The organism is Arthrobacter sp. E3, from assembly GCF_017353415.1.
Classification (GTDB): domain Bacteria; phylum Actinomycetota; class Actinomycetes; order Actinomycetales; family Micrococcaceae; genus Specibacter.
Genome location: NZ_JAFMPX010000016.1, coordinates 28487 through 50119 on the forward strand (window position 1 = coordinate 28487; position 21633 = coordinate 50119).

The 21633-nt window shown below is 61.7% G+C and carries 14 protein-coding genes; 6 read left to right on the forward strand and 8 right to left on the reverse strand.

Going from position 1 to position 21633, the window contains the following annotated elements:
- Positions 1 to 4: 4 nt before the first annotated feature.
- From JMA46_RS08795 to JMA46_RS08820, 6 genes are all read right to left on the reverse strand, one after another.
- Complete coding sequence (locus JMA46_RS08795) at positions 5 to 715, reverse strand: response regulator transcription factor (RefSeq protein ID WP_303388276.1); 711 nt, start codon at positions 713 to 715, stop codon at positions 5 to 7.
- An 87-nt stretch (positions 716 to 802) separates the two neighbouring features.
- Complete coding sequence (locus tag JMA46_RS08800) at positions 803 to 2125, reverse strand: sulfatase-like hydrolase/transferase (RefSeq protein WP_207344967.1); 1323 nt, start codon at positions 2123 to 2125, stop codon at positions 803 to 805.
- Positions 2122 to 3564 carry a sulfatase gene (locus JMA46_RS08805; RefSeq protein ID WP_207344968.1) on the reverse strand — a complete coding sequence of 481 codons (1443 nt, stop codon included), beginning with the start codon at positions 3562 to 3564 and terminating at the stop codon, positions 2122 to 2124. The genes JMA46_RS08800 and JMA46_RS08805 overlap by 4 nt, the downstream gene beginning before the upstream one ends.
- A gap of 7 nt (positions 3565 to 3571) precedes the next feature.
- Positions 3572 to 4495 (reverse strand): carbohydrate ABC transporter permease, encoded by a 924-nt coding sequence (locus JMA46_RS08810; protein WP_207344969.1) that lies wholly within the window; start codon positions 4493 to 4495, stop codon positions 3572 to 3574.
- Between the two features lie 9 nt (positions 4496 to 4504).
- Positions 4505 to 5470 (reverse strand): sugar ABC transporter permease, encoded by a 966-nt coding sequence (locus tag JMA46_RS08815; RefSeq protein ID WP_247647179.1) that lies wholly within the window; start codon positions 5468 to 5470, stop codon positions 4505 to 4507.
- Positions 5470 to 6783, reverse strand: a complete 1314-nt coding sequence (locus JMA46_RS08820; RefSeq protein ID WP_207344970.1) for an ABC transporter substrate-binding protein — start codon at positions 6781 to 6783, stop codon at positions 5470 to 5472. Before JMA46_RS08820 ends, JMA46_RS08815 begins: the two co-directional genes overlap by 1 nt.
- Positions 6784 to 7094: 311 nt before the next feature.
- Between JMA46_RS08820 and JMA46_RS08825 the strand changes: the two genes are divergently transcribed.
- The 3 genes from JMA46_RS08825 to JMA46_RS08835 are packed head-to-tail and all read left to right on the forward strand — an operon-like array spanning position 7095 to position 11171.
- Positions 7095 to 8234, forward strand: a complete 1140-nt coding sequence (locus tag JMA46_RS08825) for a substrate-binding domain-containing protein (RefSeq protein ID WP_207344971.1) — start codon at positions 7095 to 7097, stop codon at positions 8232 to 8234.
- 7 nt (positions 8235 to 8241) lie between these two features.
- Positions 8242 to 9255, forward strand: a complete 1014-nt coding sequence (locus JMA46_RS08830; RefSeq protein ID WP_207344972.1) for a Gfo/Idh/MocA family oxidoreductase — start codon at positions 8242 to 8244, stop codon at positions 9253 to 9255.
- Positions 9252 to 11171 carry a DUF2264 domain-containing protein gene (locus tag JMA46_RS08835; protein ID WP_207344973.1) on the forward strand — a complete coding sequence of 640 codons (1920 nt, stop codon included), beginning with the start codon at positions 9252 to 9254 and terminating at the stop codon, positions 11169 to 11171. Before JMA46_RS08830 ends, JMA46_RS08835 begins: the two co-directional genes overlap by 4 nt.
- A gap of 41 nt (positions 11172 to 11212) precedes the next feature.
- Here the strand turns inward: JMA46_RS08835 and JMA46_RS08840 are convergent, their stop codons facing one another.
- The gene (locus JMA46_RS08840) at positions 11213 to 13588 is read right to left on the reverse strand and encodes a polysaccharide lyase 8 family protein (RefSeq protein ID WP_207344974.1); all 2376 of its coding nucleotides are present in this window, start codon (positions 13586 to 13588) and stop codon (positions 11213 to 11215) included.
- Between the two features lie 277 nt (positions 13589 to 13865).
- Here JMA46_RS08840 and JMA46_RS08845 point away from each other — a divergent pair, with 277 nt between their 5' ends.
- Both JMA46_RS08845 and JMA46_RS08850 read left to right on the forward strand, forming a co-directional pair.
- Entirely contained in the window at positions 13866 to 17057 is a 3192-nt protein-coding gene (locus tag JMA46_RS08845) for a chondroitinase family polysaccharide lyase (protein ID WP_207344975.1), read from the forward strand.
- Between the two features lie 195 nt (positions 17058 to 17252).
- Complete coding sequence (locus tag JMA46_RS08850) at positions 17253 to 18989, forward strand: alpha-L-fucosidase (RefSeq protein ID WP_207344976.1); 1737 nt, start codon at positions 17253 to 17255, stop codon at positions 18987 to 18989.
- Between the two features lie 12 nt (positions 18990 to 19001).
- On the opposite strand, the gene JMA46_RS08855 is transcribed toward JMA46_RS08850, so the two are convergent.
- Complete coding sequence (locus tag JMA46_RS08855) at positions 19002 to 20465, reverse strand: sulfatase-like hydrolase/transferase (protein ID WP_207344977.1); 1464 nt, start codon at positions 20463 to 20465, stop codon at positions 19002 to 19004.
- A 166-nt stretch (positions 20466 to 20631) separates the two neighbouring features.
- Here JMA46_RS08855 and JMA46_RS08860 point away from each other — a divergent pair, with 166 nt between their 5' ends.
- Positions 20632 to 21543, forward strand: a complete 912-nt coding sequence (locus JMA46_RS08860) for a TIM barrel protein (protein WP_207344978.1) — start codon at positions 20632 to 20634, stop codon at positions 21541 to 21543.
- The last annotated feature ends 90 nt before the right edge of the window (positions 21544 to 21633 follow it).

Consider the following 21633-nt stretch of genomic DNA (forward strand, 5'->3'; position numbering starts at 1 on the left):
GCGATTAGCGCTTGTCAGCCGTTCGCAGCACGTAGCCCACGCCGCGCTTGGTCTGGATGAGGGCTGGCAGCGAAGAATCAACGTCGACCTTGCGGCGCAGGTAGGAGATGTAGGACTCCACGATGGAGGCATCGCCATTGAAGTCGTATTCCCACACGTGGTCAAGGATCTGAGCCTTGGACAGGACCCGGTTGGGGTTCAGCATCAAGTAGCGCAGCAGTTTGAATTCGGTGGGGGAGAGCTCCACGGTCTTGCCGGCACGGCGCACCTCGTGGGCGTCGTCGTCGAGTTCAAGATCGGCAACACGCAGTACGGCGTCGTCATCTTCCATGGGCTGGGTGCGCCGCAGAACGGCGCGGATGCGCGCCACGACCTCGTCCAAGCTGAACGGTTTGGTGACATAGTCGTCGCCGCCCACAGTCAGGCCGGTGACTTTGTCTTCGGTGTCGTCGCGTGCGGTCAGGAACAGGACGGGGAAGTGCCGTCCGGCCGCACGCAGGCGGCGTGTGACGGTAAATCCGTCCATGTCCGGGAGCATGACATCCAAGACGGCCAGGTCGGGGTTGTGCTCCTCGGCTGCGGCCAGGGCTTCACGGCCGTTGGCTGCTGCAATGACCTCAAACCCGGCAAAACGCAGGGAAGTGGAAAGGAGTTCACGAATATTGGGCTCGTCATCAACAACGAGCAACTTTGCTTCAGGTCCGGTCTTCTTCACCATCACAGTCTCCGACAATTTGCTGGGAATATGCTGAATATTCCTTGAACATGTACTGTCAGCATACGCCCAGTCAGTTCCCAGCTGCTAGTACGGTATGACGAAAATGTCGGAGTGGGCACGCGCCGGGGCGGAGGCAGGGAGGACCAGCTTCTTCAGGAAGTCGGCGTCGCCGTGTTCCACAGCCCAACGGTAAAGCTCACCGCGCAGCTCCTCCAGCAGGGCAGCGCTGGAGTCTTCAACAGCCAGGTTCCGCTGTTCGCCGGGGTCGTCGTCCAAGTCGTGGAGTTGTTCACGGTGCTTTCCCCAGCTGTAAACCGTGTACTTGTACCTGCCCTTGATCAAGGCGCGGCCGGTGGTTCTCGGCTTGGTACCGGAATCGAACAGGGTCGCCACCACCACTGTCTCCGGCTGTGCCTCCAGCACGGAACGGCAGGGTAAGCCCGACGGCGTCGCAATTCCGGCCATCTGACACAGTGTTGGCAGCAACGCCAGAACACCGTCCACCGGGGTGTCCACGGTGGCCGACGACTGGCCGGGCACGTGCACCAGCAGCGGGACACGGATGCATTCCTGATACAGCGCGGTTTTCTGATTCCAACCATGGGAAGCGTCCCCGTCGCCATGGTCGCTGACAAAAACGACGGCGGTCTCGGCCAGGTCGATGGCGTCAAGGAGGCGGCCGATGTGTTTGTCCACGCGGGCTACCAGCGCGGCGTAGGCAGCGCGGTACGCCCTCCAGTCGTCGGCGGTGTAGTCACCAGTTCCGTAGACCCGCGGGGAGGCGTCTGCTTCGGCGGTCAGGGCGGAAGGGGCATAGGGTGCCGGGGGGAAATTCGCCGGCAGTGGCGGTGCTGATCCGACCGGCACCGTAGGAACGTTGCCGTAAGGCAGGGGCTGAGAACGGGCGAACTCGCAGATGGTGTGGGGGTCGTCAAAGGAGGCCACCAACAGGAACGGTCGTGTTGCCGGTCGCCCGGACAGCCACTGGGTGCATGCCTCCACCAGGCCGTCGTCGCCGAAGGGGTGGATGGGGGCAAAGCCGTCCCCTTCGGTGGCACTGGCCTGCAGGGCATGCCATTTGCCCGCGTAGGCGCAGTCGTAACCGGCGGACGTGAACCAGTGGCCTAGGGACTCCGGACCGTGGCCCGGTTCAATCATGGGCACGGCGCCGGCACTGGTGCCAAGCCCGGCGTTGGACATGACGCCAAGCTGATGCGGATACTTTCCTGTCACCATTGAGCTGCGGGCGGGAACACACAGCGGGAAGGGTGTGTAGGCCTGGCTGAAATACGTGGAAGCAGCAGCCAACCGGTCAAGATGTGGCGTGTTGAAGTGGGCGTCGGTGGACCGACTGCGCTCCAAGGCGTGGGCGGAAAACTGATCTGCCATGATCAAGAGAATATTCATGCTTGCTCCACCAATGCCTTCAGGGCGTCTGCTCCCGACCACTGTTGTCCAGCGGCGGCGAGTGCGGTTTCCAATGTTTTGGCGTGCTCACGTACCAAGGTTGGAGCCGTGATGGTGTGCAGCTCGTACGGATCCGCGATCAAATCGTAGAGCTCTGTCGTCAAGCCGCCTTCACGCTGGAATCGGGCTATGAACTTCGTGCTGCTTGATCTGATGCCGCGGATGTCCACGTCGTCCGCGTCGCGCGGGTAGTAATAGTACAGCGCCGCTGTTCCGGCTCCCTCGGCTGTTGCACTGGTGGTGTTGGCCCCGGTGCGGAGCAGGGCTGCCAGGTCCTGGCCCTGCATCTGTGCAGGGATGCTGGCGGAGAGGTCAAGCAGCCCCAAAAGAGTAGGGGCGATATCCACGCTGGAGAGCACGGTGTTGGCAGCCGCTTCGGCGGAAAACTCTCCCGGGCCGCGCAGGATGAAGGGAATGCGCATTGACTCTTCAAAAGGCACGTTTTTGTACAGCAGTCCATGGCTGCCCATCTGCTGTCCATGATCGGACGTGAAAATGACCAGCGTATTTTCTGCCAAGCCGAGATCGTCGAGTGCGGTCAACAGCCGCCCCACTTGGGCGTCGATGGCACTGACGGCTGCGAAGTACAGGGGTGCGATGGTGGCCGCTTTCCGGCCCATATCCGAGTCCAAATCCACGTTGGGCCGGTTGAGCAGCTCTGCGGGGGACAACCCGGCATAGCTGGTGTCATAGCCTTCGGGAAGCTGGTCGAAGGGCTGGTGCGGTGGGTTCCACGACACGGCCAGGGCAAACGGCGCGCCACCGGAAGAACCGCCCGAACCGCCGGAGGCTGCACCGGCGGCCCGTTGCAGGAAGTCCAGTGCCACGTCCGTTTCATGGGCAGCCGACCAGCCCTGGACGTCCACCCGCTCGTGCCGTTCGGCGTTGCCGGTCCAATAGTGCGGGGTAAGGTGCTCGTCGCAGCATCCGTACGAATACCAAAAATCAAAGCCGTGGCGCCGGTCAAGAGGGGAGTAGGCATCCCAATAGCGTCCGTCGTCCAAGCGGCCGGTGCCGTAGATCGCATCGGCAGGTACGGGTGCCTCCAAATGCCACTTGCCAATGTATCCGGTGTTGTATCCGGCATCTCTCAGTACGGCAGCCCATGAAGGCGCGTCGGGACGCAGCCCAACGCCCCAAGCGGCAGTCTGGGAGTTCACATTGTGCGTGACCCCATTGGCTGCAGGGTACTGTCCGCTCATCATCATGGCCCGGTGCGGGCTGCACACCGGGTAGCTGCTTACAGCGTGGGCCAGGGATGCGCCGTCGGACGCCAGGGCATCCAAAAAAGGGGTGGAAACAGCGTCGCCGCCCGGCTCCAGGCACATGGCCCGGAACTGGTCGGCGACAACAAACAACAAATTGGGATGAGTTTGCATGGGTACTCTATTTACCCATTCCCAAGGTCAGGCCCTCCGTGAGTCGGCGCCCCAGCCAGATGTAGATGGCCAGCATGGGCAGGATCACGATGCACAGGCCCGCGAACAGTCCACCCCAGTCGGCACCGGAGTAGGTCTGCTGCTGAACGAACGAGATCAGGGCAACCGGTAGGGTGTACTTTTCGGTGCTCTGGAGCAAGGTCAGCGCCAGCAGGGTTTCATTCCAGCTACCGACCACCAGCAGCACAAAGGCGGTGAGGATGCCGCCCTTGGCCAGCGGCAGGGTGACCTGGATAAAGGTGCGCAGGGCGGAGGCGCCGTCGAGTGCAGCGGCTTCCTCCATTTCAAGGGGGAGACTGCGGAAGAACGCCGTCAACAGGAAAACAGTGAACGGCAGCGACAAACCGATGTAGACCAAGTTCAAGCCGATCAAGCTGTCGGTCAGGTGCACCTTGTCCAGCATGACAAACAGCGGGATCAAGATGACCTGGGCCGGGATGCCGAGTCCAAGAATGAAGTACAGGCTCAGGCCATCGGTGAGACGGTTCTCCACCCGGCTGAGGTAGTAAGCGGCAGGTGCGGCAACGGCGACGCACACGAACGAGGACACTGCCGTGGTCAGAACACTGTTAACCGTGGCCAAGGCGAATCCGCTGACATTCCAGGCCGTGGCAAAGTTGTCGAAGTTGAACGACGTCGGCAGACCCCAAGGGCTTTCCAAGATTGCATGGGTGTCGCGGAAGGCCTGCAGTACGGTCCAGACGAGCATGGCGATGAACAGCACCACCACGACCCACAGAACTAGGACACCGATGCTGCGGAACAGATTGTGATCGGCCTGCAGGGCAGGGCTGACGCCGCGACGGTTCCTTCGCCGGCGGACCGGCGGCGGAGCGGCGTTCTCGGACGGAGACGAGGTAAGGGTGGTCATGATGATTCCTTAGAACTCAATGGCGTCACGGCGCATGGCACGGCGCAGGAGCACCACCAAGACGGTAACCAAGGCCAAAGAAATGATGGCTGATGCAGTGGCGGCACCATAGGCCGGGGTGGACATGCCGGAGAATGCGGTGACGTACGTGTACACGGCCACGGACCAGGTTTGGGTCGGTGGGAGACCTGCTCCACTGCTGCCGCCAAAGACCCAGATGATTTCGAAGATCTTGACGGAGGAGATGGTCCACAGCACGGCACAAGTGCCGAATACGTCCCAGGTCAGCGGCAAAATGACATAGCGCAGACGCTGCAGGGCGGTTGCGCCGGCAAGAGCGCAGTCCTCGTAGAAATACGGTGGGATCCGGTCCACACCGGCCATGATGATGGTGGTGAAGTAACCGGTGGTGGTCAATACCATGGTGGCCATGATCAACGGAAAGATATTGTCCTGGGCCAACCAGGCCGGCGGTTCCGTGACGCCCAGCGGCTTGAGCAGGCTGTTGACCATGCCCCCCGGGTTGAAGATGAAGCCGGCCAGAATGCCAAAGACAAGGGCGTTGATCAGGTGGGGGAAGAAGATGACGTTGCGGGCGATCTTCTTTGCAGCCATGTCTCGGAGGACCAGCGTCATGGCAAAGGCCAGGATGAAGATTGCCGCACCCACCACGAACAAGAGGAGCAGTGTGTTTCCGAAGGACTTCACGAACAACGGGTCTTGGAAGACTTTGACGTAGTTCTTGAAGCCCACGAAGGTCATGGGGCCGGAACCGGCCCATTCGTTGAGGCTGATCCAGACGGCCGCTATCGAGGGAACGATGAACAGCACGGTGTAGAAGAGAAAAGCCGGTCCGACGAACGGCACCAGAAGCTTGCGGCGCTGGCGTTCAATGCTGCTGCCGCCCCGGCCCTGCTCCGACTTGGTAGCCGGAGCAGGGTTACGGCGGGTGCGCTTGAGAGTCGAGGCTGACATTAGCCCTGCGCCTTCCAGTAAGCGATCGTCTCCGCCTTCATCTTGGATACGAACTCGCCAGCGTCAATCTTGCCCAGGAACAACAGATCGTCGGTCGGGTTGAAGTTCTTCTCCAAGTAGCCCGGAGCGCTGACACCGTCGTTGCCCAAGTAGATTTCCTTGGCGTCGTCAATGTTCTTCTTGACTGCGGTGAGTTCCGGTGAAATGGCGGCATCGGCGCGGACCGGAAGAACCTTGGCCACTGTTCCCATGTCGTCCTGGTTCTTCTTGTTCATCAAGAATGCAGCCAACTTCTGGGCGATGGCGGGGTTCTTTGCGTTCTTGGGAATGGCGAAGCCGGTGAAATCAGCGCGTGCCATGCTGGGCTGGCTGGCTACGGACGGGAAGGCGAAGGATGCGTATTTGAAACCGGGTGCGGCATAGGTGCCAGTCTCCGTGGGGATCCAGGAGCCGTTGAAGAGCAGATCTGCCCCGCCGGTGGCCCAAGCCTGCTGCTGGGCAGGCCACTTGCTGGCGTTGTAACCATCGATGAGGTACTTGCCGTCGACAAGCTGCTGCACCTTTTTGGCTGCGTCCAGCACTGCGGGGGAGTCCCAGCTGGCGCCGGTCTTATCCGTGGCAATTTTGTTGAATGAACCGGGGCCCTCGCTGTGGATCAGTGAGCTGACAAACCAGTAGGCGTTGTAGCCGGCGATGTCACCGTCTGCAGCAATTGGCGTCTGTCCGGCAGCCTTCTCCTTGTCAAGGAGGCTAATGAAGTCATCCCAGGAAGCCGGCGGGTTCGTCACCAAGTCCGGGCTCTTCTCGGCGTTGAACCAAATGCCGTCCGAAGTGAGGCTGTACGGCACCATCCACGGCTGGCCGTCCTTGCCCTTGATGTTGCTCACGGCAGCGAACTTGGCCGGAATGAGCTCAGAAAGCTTCTTGCCGTCGATCTCGGTGTTGTAGGCATCCGTCATGGGCAGCGCCTGGCCGGTGCTGCCCAGCGCGATGTCGAGGTTGGCGTTGGAGCCGTCGATGATGTCCGGGACATTGTTGGTGTTCAGTGCCGGAATGATCTTTTTCGTATTGGTACGGCCCTGCCACTGCACGTCAACCTTGTTGCCGGTCTCCTTTTCGAAGTCGGCAATGGCGCTTGCGAGGACCTTCTGCTGTGCTTCTCCGACCTTCCACATGGACCAGTACGTCACTGTACCGCCGTCCTTTGCTCCGGAGCTGGAGTCTGCCGTGCCGCCACCGCCGCAGGCGGTGAGGGCCATGGATGCTCCGGCCAAGACCGCCAGCGTTCGTACGATTCGGGATTTAGTACTCATAAAAGACACCTCTTGAAGTATTTGTGCCGCAGGTCACGGCCAAGTGACCTTACTCAACCAGTCATAAAAGAGATGAATCAAGGAGTATTTCACCAATAGTTTGAGAAAGTTGCGAAGCGCCCCGTCACACTTCCCTCTGGCTCCATGGCTGCAATGACTTTTGTGCTTATAGGCATGACACCTTTCCCGCAATGGGCCCGTGGGAGCGCTTGGAGGTTTTGAAGATTGCTGGAAGAATGTTTCCTAAATCCTCCTTTATTCCTATCTTATGGCTTTGGCAGACTGGCCGGGATGCATTGTGAAAGGAAGTCGTGAGCAAGAACCCAGCTCCTCGAAAAATCCGGGATACCGATGCCCGCGACTTGAAGTTCCGGTCGCTGGCTGCTGATATCCGCAGGGGTATCCTGGCCGGTACTTGGGCGGTCGGGGCGAAGTTGCCCACCGAAGCCCAACTTGCGGCAGAGACCGGACTGTCCTTGACCACTGTCCGGCGCGCCTTTGACGACCTAGTCCAGGAAGGGCTCGTGGTGCGGCGGCAGGGAGCGGGAAGCTTCGTTTCAGTCCGGCAACCGGTTCGGCGGCGTTCCCGCCTGACAGTGGGGGTGCTGCTTCCAGACACCCAGCTGTATTATCCGCGGGTGCTGCAGGGCATAGAGGAGACTTTATCGGCCCATGACGTCAGCTTGCAGCTTGCCACCTACAACTACTTGCCTGAGCGCGAAGATACAAGCATTGATTTCCTCATTGAATCCGGCGTTGACGGACTGATTCTCGTCCCCACGCTAAACGAGATTGCAGACCCGCGCCAACGGGTCACGGACTTGATGGCGCTGGACGTCCCCGTGGTGTTACTGGAGCGCAGTCTGACAGACCTCGGCCCGGGGGACAGGTCTGAGCACGTTTGTTCGGACCATCAAGGGGGAGCGTACGACGCCGTACTGCACCTTTTCGGGCTCGGTCACCCCCGTGTTTCCCTGCTTACCCGGTCGGAGACTCCCACGGAACCGGCCATTGTTGCCGGGTATGAGCGGGCGGCGGCAGATTTGGGCTTCGAGCCGCATCTGGCCAGAATCCCGAGAAGTCACTGGGAAGACGGCGGACCCGACGAGGCCTTGACCAAATTGCGCTTGGCCGGTGCCACCGCTGCCTTGGTCTTTGGCGACAGGGAGGCGACCCTGCTGGAAGCGGCAGCCAGGCGGGCCGGCATCCGAATACCCGAGGATCTGGCGCTGGTTTCCTATGACGACGAGATGGCGGACCTGGCCGAGGTGCCGTTGACCGCCGTAGCACCTGCAAAGCACAGGATGGGAAAAATGGCCGCCGAAATTCTACTGCGCCGTCTTGCCGAAGGTGATGACTGCCCCATCCACCAAGTACGCCTGCGTCCGCGACTGGTCATTAGAAAATCTTGCGGGGCCACAAGGCAATCCGCGCACAACGAACAGGAATGAGTTGAATATGCGGTTGGGAATCATTGGGGCGGGGGCTGTGGCTTTGTTGCACGCTGACGGCGCCGCCATCCTTGACGGGATCGAACTCAGTGCAGTCTGTGACTTGCAGGCGGACATAGCGGCAAAGGTCGCCGAGCCTTGGGGAGCTGCGGTCTTCACCGACTATCGCCAGATGTTGGAAGCTGGAGTGGTGGACGCCGTGGTGATCAATACCCCGCACAGCCTGCACAAGGAAATGGTGCTTGCCGCGGCCGCGTGCGGTATCCACGTGCTGGTGGAAAAGCCGATGGCCACCACGTTGGCTGACTGCGTGGCCATGGAACAGGCCTGCGCCCGCGCCAACGTGGTCATGGTGATTGGCTTGATCCAGCACTTCATGCCGGAAAAGCTTGCGCTGCAAAAAGCTCTATCAGCCGGGCAACTCGGCAGGGTGCTCATGATTCATGACTACCGCAGCACCGACTACCGTCCGGGCACCCGGCCGGCCTGGTTCTTTGACCGGGCAGTCTCCGGCGGAGGCGCACTCATTAACATTGGAGCGCATTGCCTGGACCGCTCCATCTGGATTGGTGGCGCCCCGGCTGTACGTCTCTCCGGTACCACGCTGAACCGTTTCGGTGCTGCCGTTGAAACGGATGGAAGCATGGAGCTGCTCCTGGAGAACGGTGTGCAGGTGCGCATCACGATCGTCTCCGACACTCCCAAGCACATTGATGAAATGCTGGTGGTGTGCGAGCACGGCACCGTCACGGTGGATCCACGCAGCGGAACATTTGTGGAGATTGACGGCAACTGCGTCCAAGTCCATGCCTCCTCCGACACGGACATTCAGGACGCGTTCACTGCCCAGCTGAAGGACTTTGCCGCAGCGGTGGGAGGAGCCGCCCCGAGCGTGGATGGCGACCATGCCAAGCACGTGGTGGAGCTGGTGCTGGCCGCCTACGATTCGGCAGCAGCAGGGGTTCCGGTGAAAGTTGGCAGCGCAGCGCCGCGAGGGATCTCCCTTCAGGACGCCTTGTGAACTGGCGGGAAGCCCACACCGATCCGAAGAGTGCCCCGTTCACGGGGTGGACGCGGGGACATTGGGAGGGCGTTGCAGACGAGCAAATCGCTGCAGCGTGGCGGTACTCTTCGCCAGGCGGTGCCCGGGTGCGCTTCCCCAGCGAACGAGAGCAAGACGACGTCGACCTGTTGGAAGGCTTTGCCCGGACTTTCGTGCTGGCAGCACTAAGGCTGGCCGGAGCGCAGGGAAATCTGGGCGGGGCCATGGCTGAAACCGCCCAAAGGTATGCCCGGGCGCTCGACGCCGGGACGGATCCAGCATCCCCCGAACGCTGGCCCCAGCTCACGAACCACGGTCAAGCCACGGTGGAGGCCACGGCAGTGGTGCTGGGGCTGCATTTCAGCCGCCCTTGGGTGTGGGAAACGTTGCCGCAGCGGGTACGGGACAACACTGCGGCATGGCTGGGTGACTGCGCACAATCCTTCGGCGCGGACAACAACCACGTCATGTTTGCCGCCACCATTCAGGCATTTTTGGCTTCTGCCGGGTATGCGCACGACGCCCCCGGCATCGAGGCTGCGCTGGCCAGAATTGAAGACTGGTACGTCGGCGATGGCTGGTACTCGGATGGTGAAGGCAGACGTTTTGACCACTACAACGCGTGGACTTTTCACGTGTACCCGTTTCTCATCCTTGACCTGCTGGGCGAAGCGGACTCCACGGGACGCCGCCAGGTCTACCGGGACAGGTTGGCTGCGTTCGTACACGGCTACAGCCACCTTTTTGGTGCCGACGGTGCGCCGCTGATCCAGGGCCGGTCCCTGATCTATCGTTGGGGTGTCGCGGCACCTTTTTGGATGGCACTGCGCGAAGGCATCACCGTTGTTCCGCCCGGCCAGACGCGCCGGCTCGCTTCCGGGATGTTGAAGTACTTTCTCGACGGCGGGGCGGCCTCGGACGGTGTCCTGTCCCTTGGCTGGTACGGAACGAACAACAGTATTTTGCAGTCCTACAATTCCCCTGGTTCACCGCAATGGGCTGCCAAGGGCTTTTTGGGACTTCTACTGCCCCCTGACCATCCTGCCTGGACCGAGCCGGAGCAACCGCTGCCTGTGGAACAGGGCGACTTTACCCTACCGCTGGCGGGCCCCGGGTGGCTCGCCGTGGGCGTCCGGAAAACTGGTACGGTCAGGGTGCTCAATGCAGGAACTGACGGGCACCCGCAAAAAGATTCCCCCCTTTACCGTCGACTGGCGTTTTCCACTGCCACGGTGCCCTGGATGGGAGTCGGCGACGGTGTCCGCGATAATGACATCCACGTCCCTAGCCCCGGCGGTGACAGCAGGCACAGAGGCCTGCTCGGCGGAAGTGTGCGGCCAGGTGGGGGTGCCAGCACCTTTGCCTTGGATGCCAACGGCCGGGATGTCAAAGTGCAGTCTTCATTCGCCGTGATCGACGGCGTTGAAGTGCGTGCCGCGAAACTCACCGGTGTTGTGGGACTGACCCCAGCCATGTCCGGCTACCTGTGTAGCGCAAACGGGACTCTTCGCAGCCGGACGGAGACGCTGGCCGCCGAGGCCGGTTCGGCACCTGGTGTTTCGTCAAGTCTGCTTCTGCTGGATAGCAGTGCCGAGGCAGGTGCCCGGGTGGTTCATGGAGGTTCTACCATCCTTGGCACGCACTCGGCGCTGCCCATTCTTGAATGGCTGCCGCTGCGATGCAACGAACTTCGGGCGCTCTACCTGGTGGGTTTGGACGTGTCCTTGACTGGTCTGCACGAATTTGCTTCATTACTTCATTGGGAGTGGGCCCCGGACGGGGTGCAGCTGCGCTATGGAGAAACGCAAGTGGTGCTGCCGTGGCAGCGGAAAACTCCCTGGGCCGCCGACGCGATCAATCAGGGAGTCTTCCGTTGGGAGCCGCCCAAAAAGTAGCGGCTCATGCGACTTGGCGGTGCCGCTTGGCGGTGCCGACTCTAACGGCGCAGCTTGAAGGTGGCAGGGCGGCCTGCCAACCCGGCGGTGTAAACGACAATCACCGTGTTTCCGTGTCTGTCAGAGCTTAACGTGGCCCCCGTGCCGGAGGTGATGCGCCGGTACTTGAGGCCCTTGAGCGTCACGGTGATGCTCTCGGCTGCCTGAGTGGGATCGGAAATGGCTAGCTTGCCCTGGCCGGGATTACCTTCCCACTGGACGCACGCAGCCTTGTCCGTGGAGATGGATCCCACTGTGCCTGCCTGCCAAAACACGGCGGCAACGGCCTTCTTTCCCAGCTCCACGCCCTGTCCCACGGCATCGTTGCGTAGCACTCTGGGGGCGTCCTTGCGGGAGGCCTTTTCCGTCTGCTTGGCTGAAGCACCGGGTAGCAGCGCATAGGCATAGCATGCGGCCTCTGGTGCCACGCCGTGCTCAAAGAGAAGCGTTGCGTACTGCCGGGCGACGACGGCGGGTGTCCCTCCGGTGTTGATGTCCTTCCATGCGCCCGTGCGCTGTTCGCGCAGGACCGTCAGCTCCTCCTTGCCCAGCAGGAGGTAGCCGCCGGTCCCTTCCACGTGGGCCCACTTCGCATGACTGTAACGCGCCGGGGTGCCTGTTGCAGCGGTGTGCAGATTGCCGGCTACGGTAATCGGCTGCCCGCCATTGGCTCCCAAGTTGCGGTGTTCCATGACGCTTTCGACGGCGGCGCCGCTTGCCGTGTGGATGTCAGCTCCAAGCGCCACCACCATGTCCTGCGTGTAGAACCAGGCTTTTCGGGCCTGCAAGCCTGTTCCGCCCGGGCCGATCAAGTGCATGCCCACGGCACCTGTTTCGTCCAGCGTCACACCGCCGGTCCAGTCGTTTTGTGGTGTTCTGCCACCCCATTCGCCCTCCACTTTGGGTGGCAGCGGCGTGGTGTCCGCGGTGATTCCGGGCAGGCGGCTGAGGTTTGCGGTGGGCCAGAAGTCGTCGTCGAAGTGCCCTTGGTCCCCGGCATAGAGGTAGGCCATTCCGGAACCGGTCTGGGCGCCAAGGTTGTTCTCACCGTTGCCGCATTCGTACCACGTGGTTCGCTGGCTGGACAGGTCCAGTGCAAAGGCCCAACCCCTGCCCCGGTAGACGGAGCGGTCCATGCCCGGGAAGAAGCTGTGTCCCAGCGGTTCTGCAGCAACGGGGGCGGTTGAAGCGGAGAGTTCCTTGAACAGGGCTGTCCGTGGAATGGATGCGCCTGTCAGGGGGTTGCTGTACTTGTTGCGAGTTACAGCACCCTTGCACAACGCCCGCCAACGAGTGGCGGTGGCCGCATCCACGGCACGTGCCAGCCACAGGATGGCCTCGATGGTGGTGGTGCCGTCGTTGAAACCGCGTTCCTGGGTCCGTGAGATGGCACGCCCGCGGACGGAGTCCATCATCAACCCGTCGTGCAGGAACGGGGCAAAGGAATCCTCCACCGTGTCGAACAGGATGCTCCGTGTGGGGTCACTCACGGCGTGGTCGGATCCGCCCAGCAGTGAAAAGAGTTTCGCCAACCCGCCCAGGAGCACCACTCCGTACGTGCCGGTGTACGGGATGGTGGTGTGCTGGACAAAGGAACCGTCCGCGTAGAAGCCGTTGCCGGAAGTGACGTACTGCCACACCGGGCTCAGTGCCGTGATGGCGGCTGCCAGCTGTGCCTTGTCCGCGCCGACAATGGAACGGACGATGATCGCCTGGCAGATGTCCACCCGGTTGGCGCCTTCGGAGAGGATCTTCCCGCGGGAGTCGGGGTACTGCATGGTGGGATCGGGGATGAAATGATCTATGGCGGCGCAGTACTTGGCAAGCAGTTCGGCACTGACGTTGCTGCCCAGAATGGCGAGGGTGTCCGTGAGGGCCTTGGGAGTGCCGATTTCCCAGGACCACCAGTTGCCGTATTCAGGCTGGGCGTCGTTGTAGACCTTCGTGTTGCCGTCTTCCAGCGCCCCAATGATCTGGCTCAGCAGCGTTGCGTCGCCCAAGTATTTGGATCCGGGGGTGGCCCAGGCAGTGGCCATCTGGGCCAACCGCTGGTAGGTGGTGACAATTTTTGCTTCTGCCGAAAACGGGGCATCGGTGAAGACGCCCAGCTGGCCGGGCCGGGGGGCGAGCAGCGAGGCGGATTTTGCCACTGCCCGGTCCTGGGCTGCCACGGCCGCCGTGAAGACGGGGTCGGCCAAGTCGATCAGCTTGCGGCCCGTGATCTGATCCACCCAGCGTTCCCGCAGGGCGTCAAGGTCGTTGGGGGCTGCAGTCTCGGCGGCCTGGGCCATAGGGGCGAAACCGGCTGTGAGCAGGCCAGCGAGCGTCAGTGCGGCGGTGCCTTGCAGGATGTGCCGCCGGGTTGGTTCGTGCGTCATTGCAGAAGTCCTTTGCTCATTCACAGCCTGGCGAGGTGCAGGTTGCGGGGGTTGCTTCGCAGCTAAGCCCGCTTGAAAGAAAGGAATAAAGCACTAGTTCGCACCACTGTCCATGTGGACAATATTGCGGACTTTTATGCGCACTGTGATGGGCCGATGGGATGAAAAAGCATCATATTTGGACGGAAGTTCAATTGGTCCTTGATTCGTTCTCTGCGGTGGATGTGCACTGAATCACACCCGTTTACCAGGAGTACTTATCAGGAAGAAGAACCACATGTCCCGCCCACCTATGGAAATCAGCCGTCGCGGACTGCTCACTGTCGCAGCAGCCGGCGCGGTCACCATCGCCGTCGTTCCGTTGTCGCCAGCGAACGCGGACACCCTTGCCGCCCATAAGACCCCGCCTCCGACAACCCCGCCGCTTCCCACCGAACCACCTGCAACGCTGGCGGAGCTGGAAGCCAATGCGATGGCCCTCAAGCCGCCCGTATTCCTGCTGGAGACAGCGGTTCCGTCACAGTTCAGCACTTCTGACAAGTCGCCGTTGAGCATTGTTTCCGCTGTGAACCACACGGGCAATTCCAGCCTGCGATGGGACTATAAGTCAGCGTCCACCCTTGTTGTGGAGGCTGACTTGGGGATCGTGCCCCCCTCAGGCGGCTCGGGCGGAAACGGTGCAGACATCGGTTACGACGTGAACACGTTGGCGTTCTGGATTTATCAGTCCACGGCTTCCACCGGCACGCTTCGTATCCAGGCTGGCCGCGGGAAGCGCACGGATGCCTGGTGTGAAATGAACCTGAACTTCACTGGGTGGCGGACCGCCTGGATCCGTTACCAGGACATGAAGGGGAAGGCGCGCAATGACATGGACACGCTGCGTTTCGTGGCGCCATCGAGTGCCGGCACACTCTATCTTGACCAGTTGATCGTCAACCGGCCGATGCGTTCGAACTACCCAACCCCCGACCGCCAGGTGCCGTTCGTCAACCCGGGCGTGCACACGGATGCGAACCAGCATTGGCAGGACTTGCTGTGGTTCTCGGAGCAGGCCGCCAAGCCCCTGCCGACTCCGGCTCCGGCTCCGGCGCAGCTGGCAGACCTCGCCGCCGTCAAGGAGGCGTTCAACGCCACCGTCCGCAAGCAGGTGGCTGTCACCTCAGTGATCGTTGACACGCTCGTGGCTAAAATCGATTCACTCGGGGTGCCGCAGGCCGGAGTGCTTGGCGGTGGAAAGCCGATCAGCGGCTACCAGACCTCAATCTACCCGCCGGTTATCGCCGCGGACATAAACCGCCTCGCCCCCACGATTGGGTTGCAGGCCTTCACCGACCAAATGTATGCGGTTGCCTCGGCGTACGACTCGACGGCGGACGCAGCCCTGCAGGGGCGGCTGGCCGATCTGTATATGCGCTTGCTCGACTTCTATTATGACCAGGGATGGGCTGAAGGCAGCGTTCAGGGGACCATCCACCACCTGGGCTATCAGAACAGGGGATTCTACAATTCGGTGTGGCTGATGCGGGACCTGCTGGCGTCACGCGGACGGCTCGTCGATGTGCGGGAAACACTGAACTGGTTGGTGGGCCTGGGCAAGTTCCGGGTGGGGACCAAAGACACCAACCTGTTCTACAACGGCATCTTCGACATCATCAACACGACGCTGATGGGCTTGCTGTGCAGTGTTTTGATCGCCGACGGCGAGCCGGCCCAGGTGGCAAACCTGAGTCTGCTGCAACAGTGGTTCAACAATGCCATTAAACCCTCACCAGGGACCCAGGGCGGATTCAAGCCCGACAACAGCACCTTCCACCACATGGGGCACTATCCGGCTTATGCGAGGGACGGGCTCACCGGTGGATCTCCGGCGATTGCAGTGCTCTCCGGCACGGGCTTTGCGATCTCTCAGGAGTCACACGAGCAATGGAACCAGGCTCTGCTGGCGATGCGCTTCTATTCCAACAGGGACAACTTTCCGATGAGCCTGTCCAACCGCCACCCAACGGGGACTGAGTCACTGAAGCTCGACGGCTACCAGATCATGACACTTGCGGGCAGTCCGGATGGCAAACATGCGCTGGACCCGGTCATGGGTGCGGCGTTCCTGCGACTGCTGCCAACCAAGCTCTACTCGCCACAGATTGCGCTGGCGCAGCAGCTGGCGGCGGCTGGTGTGGTCGCGGAAGAAGACCCGAGCGGCTGCCAGGTGATGAATCATGCCGCGTTGGTCTCACACCGCCGGGACAATTGGTTGGTGTCGGTGCGCGGGCACAACCGCTACCTGTGGTCCACGGAGATGTATGGGGGTTCCAACGAGTATGGCCGCTACATCACCTATGGCCATGTGCAGGTGATGAGCGGCGGTGACCCGGTCAACAATGCCGACTCTGGTTTTGTAGAGCCGGGCTGGGACTGGAACAGGTTCCCCGGCACCACTGCCATCCAGCTGCCATTTGAGCTGTTGGACACGAGAATCAACCCGTTGGGTGAGGAGATGCTGCTGTCCGACCAGAGGTTGGGCGGCGGCGGCACGATCAACGGCGCAAACGGCGCGTTCCTGATGAGCTTGCACGAAAGCGCCGTGTACGACGGCTCGTTCTACGCCCGCAAGTCGGTGTTCATGTTTGATGACAGGGTGGTGGCCCTCGGCAGCGGGATTGAGAATCATGACCGCAAGCACAGCACCCAAACGACGTTGTTCCAGTGCCATCTGGCGGATACGTCTGCGCCGACGCAGGATTCGCGCAGCGGTGCGATCACGGCAGTGCCGTACAGCAACGCCGCAAAGTTGGATGCTCCGGTATGGCTGGTGGACCCACAAAACGTGGGCTACTACGTGCCTGGCGGACAGCAGCTTCAGGTGTCCAGGGCTGTGCAGACCGCACCGGACCAGAGCGCTAAGACGGAAGGCACGCTGCCGTATGCCACCGCAGTGCTCGACCATGGAAACAGGCCAAAGCGCGGGACCTACGAGTATGCGATGGTGGTGGGTGCGACGGCCGAGTCGATGACGTCCTTCACCTCCAACATGGGCCGACGCGACAAGGCTCCGTACAAGGTGTTGCGGCACGACGACACCGCACATGTGGTGCAGGACCGGGCCACCGGGATCACTGCGCACGCGGTGTTCGAATCGAGCAAGAAGCTCACCGACGGTGTGGTGAAGGCGGTTGACACACCCTCGGTGGTGCTGGTCCAGCCCGACGGCGCCGAGATGCTCCTGTCAGTGACGGACCCGGACCTGCGTTTCTACAACGGCAAGGACAAGTCCGACCCGGCACAGTCACCGTTTGGGACCCCGTGGCGAGGCTCGCCCAGCCAGGGCAGCAAGATCACGGTTGAACTGGATGGACGGTGGAAGTCCGGTACTGATGGTGTGAAGGCGAATGCCGGACACCACACAACCAAGATCACGGTGAATTGCGCCAATGGTCTGCCGACCGAATTGCGCCTGACCAAGGCATAGCACCTCCGGTGTATCAGGCTGGGACCGGCAGCTGGCTGCTGCCGGTCCCAGCCATGCAAAAAAACGAGACAACCAGATAAAAATAAGCAGAATTGGAACCAGACGAACGTCATGAAATCGACAGTCGGCAGTGAGCCGTGGCCGTGGCCAGCTGAGGGTAATGTTGTGAGCATGCCGTCTACAATCCCCTCAAAATTGTCCAATTCTGCCTTTATTGCACCAACCGCCGATGAGGGCGTCCACGGCCCCTCAGTGGTTCGCCATGCCCCTGAAGATATCGCACGGCGGGAGCTGTGGGCGCACTCAAATTTCGGGGTTTTCGTGCACTGGGGCATATCCGCCATCCTCGGCGGGCTATGGCATGGAAAGCATGTCGAAGGGCTTGCTGAATGGATCCAATTCAAGGCCAAAATTCCCTTGGCCGAGTATGCCCAGCTGGCCAAGACCTTCAACCCGGTCGATTTCAATGCCCGCGAATGGGTCCGAATGGCGGCAGAAGCAGGGGCCAAGTATTTTGTCTACACAGCGAAGCATCATGACGGCTTCGCGATGTATCACTCACAGGTTTCCGCGTACAACATCGTCGATGCAACACCATTTCAGCGCGACCCGTTGGCTGAAATAGCACAAGCGTGTGCCGACTACGGCATCATGCTGGGAATCTACTACTCCCAAACCATAGACTGGGAAGATCCGGATGCGGTGGGGCCCAGCTGCAACAGCTGGGACTTCGACACCGAAAAGGGAGATTTTCACAGCTACTGGCGCCGCAAGGCGGCACCGCAGCTAAGCGAAATCCTCAGCAACTACGGAGAAATCGGACTGTTGTGGTTTGACATGCCCAGCGGCATCCCTGCCGAGTGCGCCAAGGAAGCCTTTGACATGGTGCGGGAACTACAGCCAGGGGCCGTCATCAACAGCCGGCTCGGTGGCGGGGTCGACGCCGACTACAACTCCATGGATGACAATTACTTCAACAACCTCCTGCCCGCAGGGGACTGGGAAACGGCTGCGACCACGAACGACAGCTGGGGCTTTTCCACGCTGGCAGCGGGCTGGAAACCAGTGGCCAGCCTCTGTGAGACTCTGGCGTACACGGTCAGTCGCGGCGGAAATCTTCTGCTTAACGCCGGGCCTGACGCCAGCGGTGCTATTCCAGAAAAAGTCAAGCAGCAGTTCGCGGGCATCGGCACGTGGATGCAGCGGGCCGAACCCGCCATCCGTGGGGCGGGGTCCTCGCCCTTTGCCTCCAGCTTCGACTGGGGCTATGTGACTGCCGGGAAATCCTCTCTCTATCTGCACGTCGCTGATCATGGCAAGCAGGAGCTGTCCCTGCGAGGCATTGCGAGCAAACCTGACTCCGTGCGTGATCTGGGCACGGACACACTGCTGCCTTTCACCCTGAACGAAACCGACGGCATGGGGCCGCTTCTCACTGTGGAACTCGCTGCACCCATCGATGGACTTCCGCGAACCATCGAGCTGAGCTTCGCCGAGTTGCCGAGCTTCGATCAGAGCCTTGTGCAGGTCCCGGGCTCACCCCTTCGGCTCGATGTCTGGAACGCAGAAACTGGTGCCGATGAATCGCTCCAGTGGAACTTCACCATGGCAACCCCCGGCGAGTACCGTGTGGTGCTGCTAAGTAAGGAGACGTTCGGCAACTTCGACCCGCAATGGTGGGCTGACGGCTTGACGGGAACCCTGGGTTCGGGAGCTGACCGAACACCGTTCACACTGCGCAGGGATGGCGAAGAGCCCTACCCGATCCTGCACTACTGGAAGGTCGTTCGCAGTGAGATTGGACTGCTTCACGTGTCCCAAACAGGAGCGCAGAAGATCACTATCGAAGATTTGCCGGTTGTTGACTCGAAGTGGGACCGCGGCGGCGTGAACATGATCGCGCTGAGACTCGAACCGCTCGCATTGGCGTAGCGACTCGCGAATTCACGTACCTAGACGCCCGTCCCAGTTCGGCCCGGTGAACGCCCCGAGCGGGTCGGGCAGCCCTGCTGGGCTGTGGAGCGGACTGTGCTGGCCGGCGCCGGCAACAGGCAGCGCGGCGCCATCAAATTCGGGCACGCCGTGCTGCGAGAACCAGCCAGCCATACGCGAACGCAAGCCAACAAGGGCAGGGTGGACGCCGTCGTCGTTCATCAGGTTGTGCCGTTCCCCGGGATCCGCAGCCAAGTCATACAACTCGTGCGGGCCATGCGGGTAGCGGTGTACGTACTTGTGGGTGTGGGTGCGGATCATGCGCACGGGACCGTATTCGTCATACACGACGACGGCGTTTTCAGCCCGTTCGTTCGCTTCGGCAGTGCCGTCCGGAGCCTGTAGGAGCGCGGCAAAGGAGGTGCCTGGGCCGGTCTCGAACGGGGCCGGTTCCAGGCCTGCCAGTTCCAAGATGGTGGCGGGAACGTCATAGGCGGAGAACAATTCCTCGCGCACCTGGCCGGCGGCGATGTGCCCTGGCCAATGGAAGATGGCCGGAACCTTGACGGAGGAGTCGTACATGTTTTGCGGGAACGTGCCGTTGCCCTTCCCCCACACACCGTGGTGGCCGCAATTGAAGCCGTTGTCGCTGCTGAAGATGACCAGGGTGTTCTCGGCGATGCCCAGCTTTTCAAGGTGCTGCAGGAGGCCGCCAATGGCGGAGTCCATGGCGCTGACCGCGGCAAAGTAGCCCACCAGGGCGGCTCGCACGTCCGGTTCCCCGCCGATGGCCACCCCGTTCACGGTGGGTTGCCACGGATGAGGCTCTTCCTGTGGGCAGCTATCAAAGGCACAATCCGCGTACAGATCCTCGAATTCCCTGGGGTGCTGGCCCTTCCACGGTTTGTGCGGGGCCGTGTAATTGACCGCCAGGAAGAACGGCTCCGCGCGGGCGGCCTCCCGCTCCAGGAATGCGTGGGCGTCGTTGGTGATGATGTCAGTGAGGTACTCAGTGACTTCCTCCCGCGCGCCGTTGCGGTACATGGTGGCCCCGAGGTAGGGGCTTCCGCCGCCTTCGAGACCGTACCAGTGCACGAATCCCTTCCGCGGCGCGTCATTGGCCCCAAGATGCCACTTTCCGGACAGCCCCATGCGGTAACCGTGAGCGGCGAGGACGTCGGTGAAGATGGCCTGACCGGCCAGGTAGTCCGGTGCCTGGGCGCCCACTTCAACCCCTGTGAGGTAGTCGTGCACGCCGTGCCGGGAGGGAATCTGCCCGGTCATCAAGCTTGCCCGGGCAGGGGAGCAGACGGGAGAGACGCAAAAGAAATTGTCCAACCGCGTTCCGTCCGCCGCAAGTGCGTCAAGGACGGGCGTGTGGATTTCCTCGTTGCCGGCACAACCCAATGCCCAAGGGCCCTGGTCGTCGCTGAGGATGAAGACGATATTTGGTGCCACGGGGGACGTGCTGGCCATTACTGCTCCTTTGGGGAGGACGGGATGCACAAGAAATACCACGGTACTGGGAGAGGAATAAAGATGTACGGCGGATACCGCTGACTTGCTTGCGGGCATTGATGGAAAGCGTTTTCCGGAATAGGCTTGAGCAGGATACTTCCACCATCTCGTTGAAAGGCCCACCATGCCCTTGGCTTTTTCCACTCTAGGCTGCCCCGGCGCTTCCCTGACGCAGGTCATCGACATTGCCCGCGAAGCAGGTGCGACGGGCCTGGAGCTGCGGGTCGCCGAGGGCGAATTTATTTATCCCGGCATGGACGCCGCAGCATGTTCGGAGGTGGCCACCGAACTGGCAGGCGCCGGGCTCGAAGTGCTGGCGCTGGCGAGCTACGTCCGTGTGTGTGCCCCCGGTGAGACGGCGCACGACGGGGCGGCCGACGCCCAGACGAACGATGCCCAAGCCGCGCACCCTGCCAACGATACGGTGCTGGCGGAGCTACTGGCCGCCGTCGAACTTGCCGCCGGACTTTCCGCTGGCAAGGCTCGCCAGGGTGCGCAAGTGCGCGTGTTCCCGGGGGCCGGGCTTGAACCGTGCGGGGTGGGGGAGGAGCCGTCCGTGGCCATGGCTGCTGCGGATCGTCGTGCCGCGCGCAGATTGAATGCCGCGGCCGCGCACGCCCGCAAACTAGGGGTGGCAATTTTACTTGAAACCCACGATTCGCATCCGCGCGCTGCCGATGTGGCCCGCATCCTGGCCCTTGTTGACGCCGATGCGCCAGTGAAGGTCATTTGGGACCTGATGCACCCTTGGCGACATGACGAAACGCCGGAACAGAGCGCCACGCTGCTGGGCGAATCGCTGGCCTACGCGCAGTACAAGGACGGCGTGCGAACACCGGGCACCCACGACGTGGTCCTCACGCTGCCAGGAGAGGGTGAACTTCCGCTGCTGCGCATGAACGCACTCGCGGCGGAACTTGCCGCAGCGCAGGGTATTTCCGATCCGTGGGTTTCGCTGGAGTGGGAGCGTGCCTGGCACCCGGAGCTGCCGCCGGTTTCCCAAGCCCTTGCAGCGCTCAAAGCGGTCCTTGCCTGACGAACTTTTAACCCCGGGGGTCTTTGTAGTGATTCGCTGTGGATAATAACGGCAGCGAATCACCACAACAGCCCCCATCACGGCCAGACC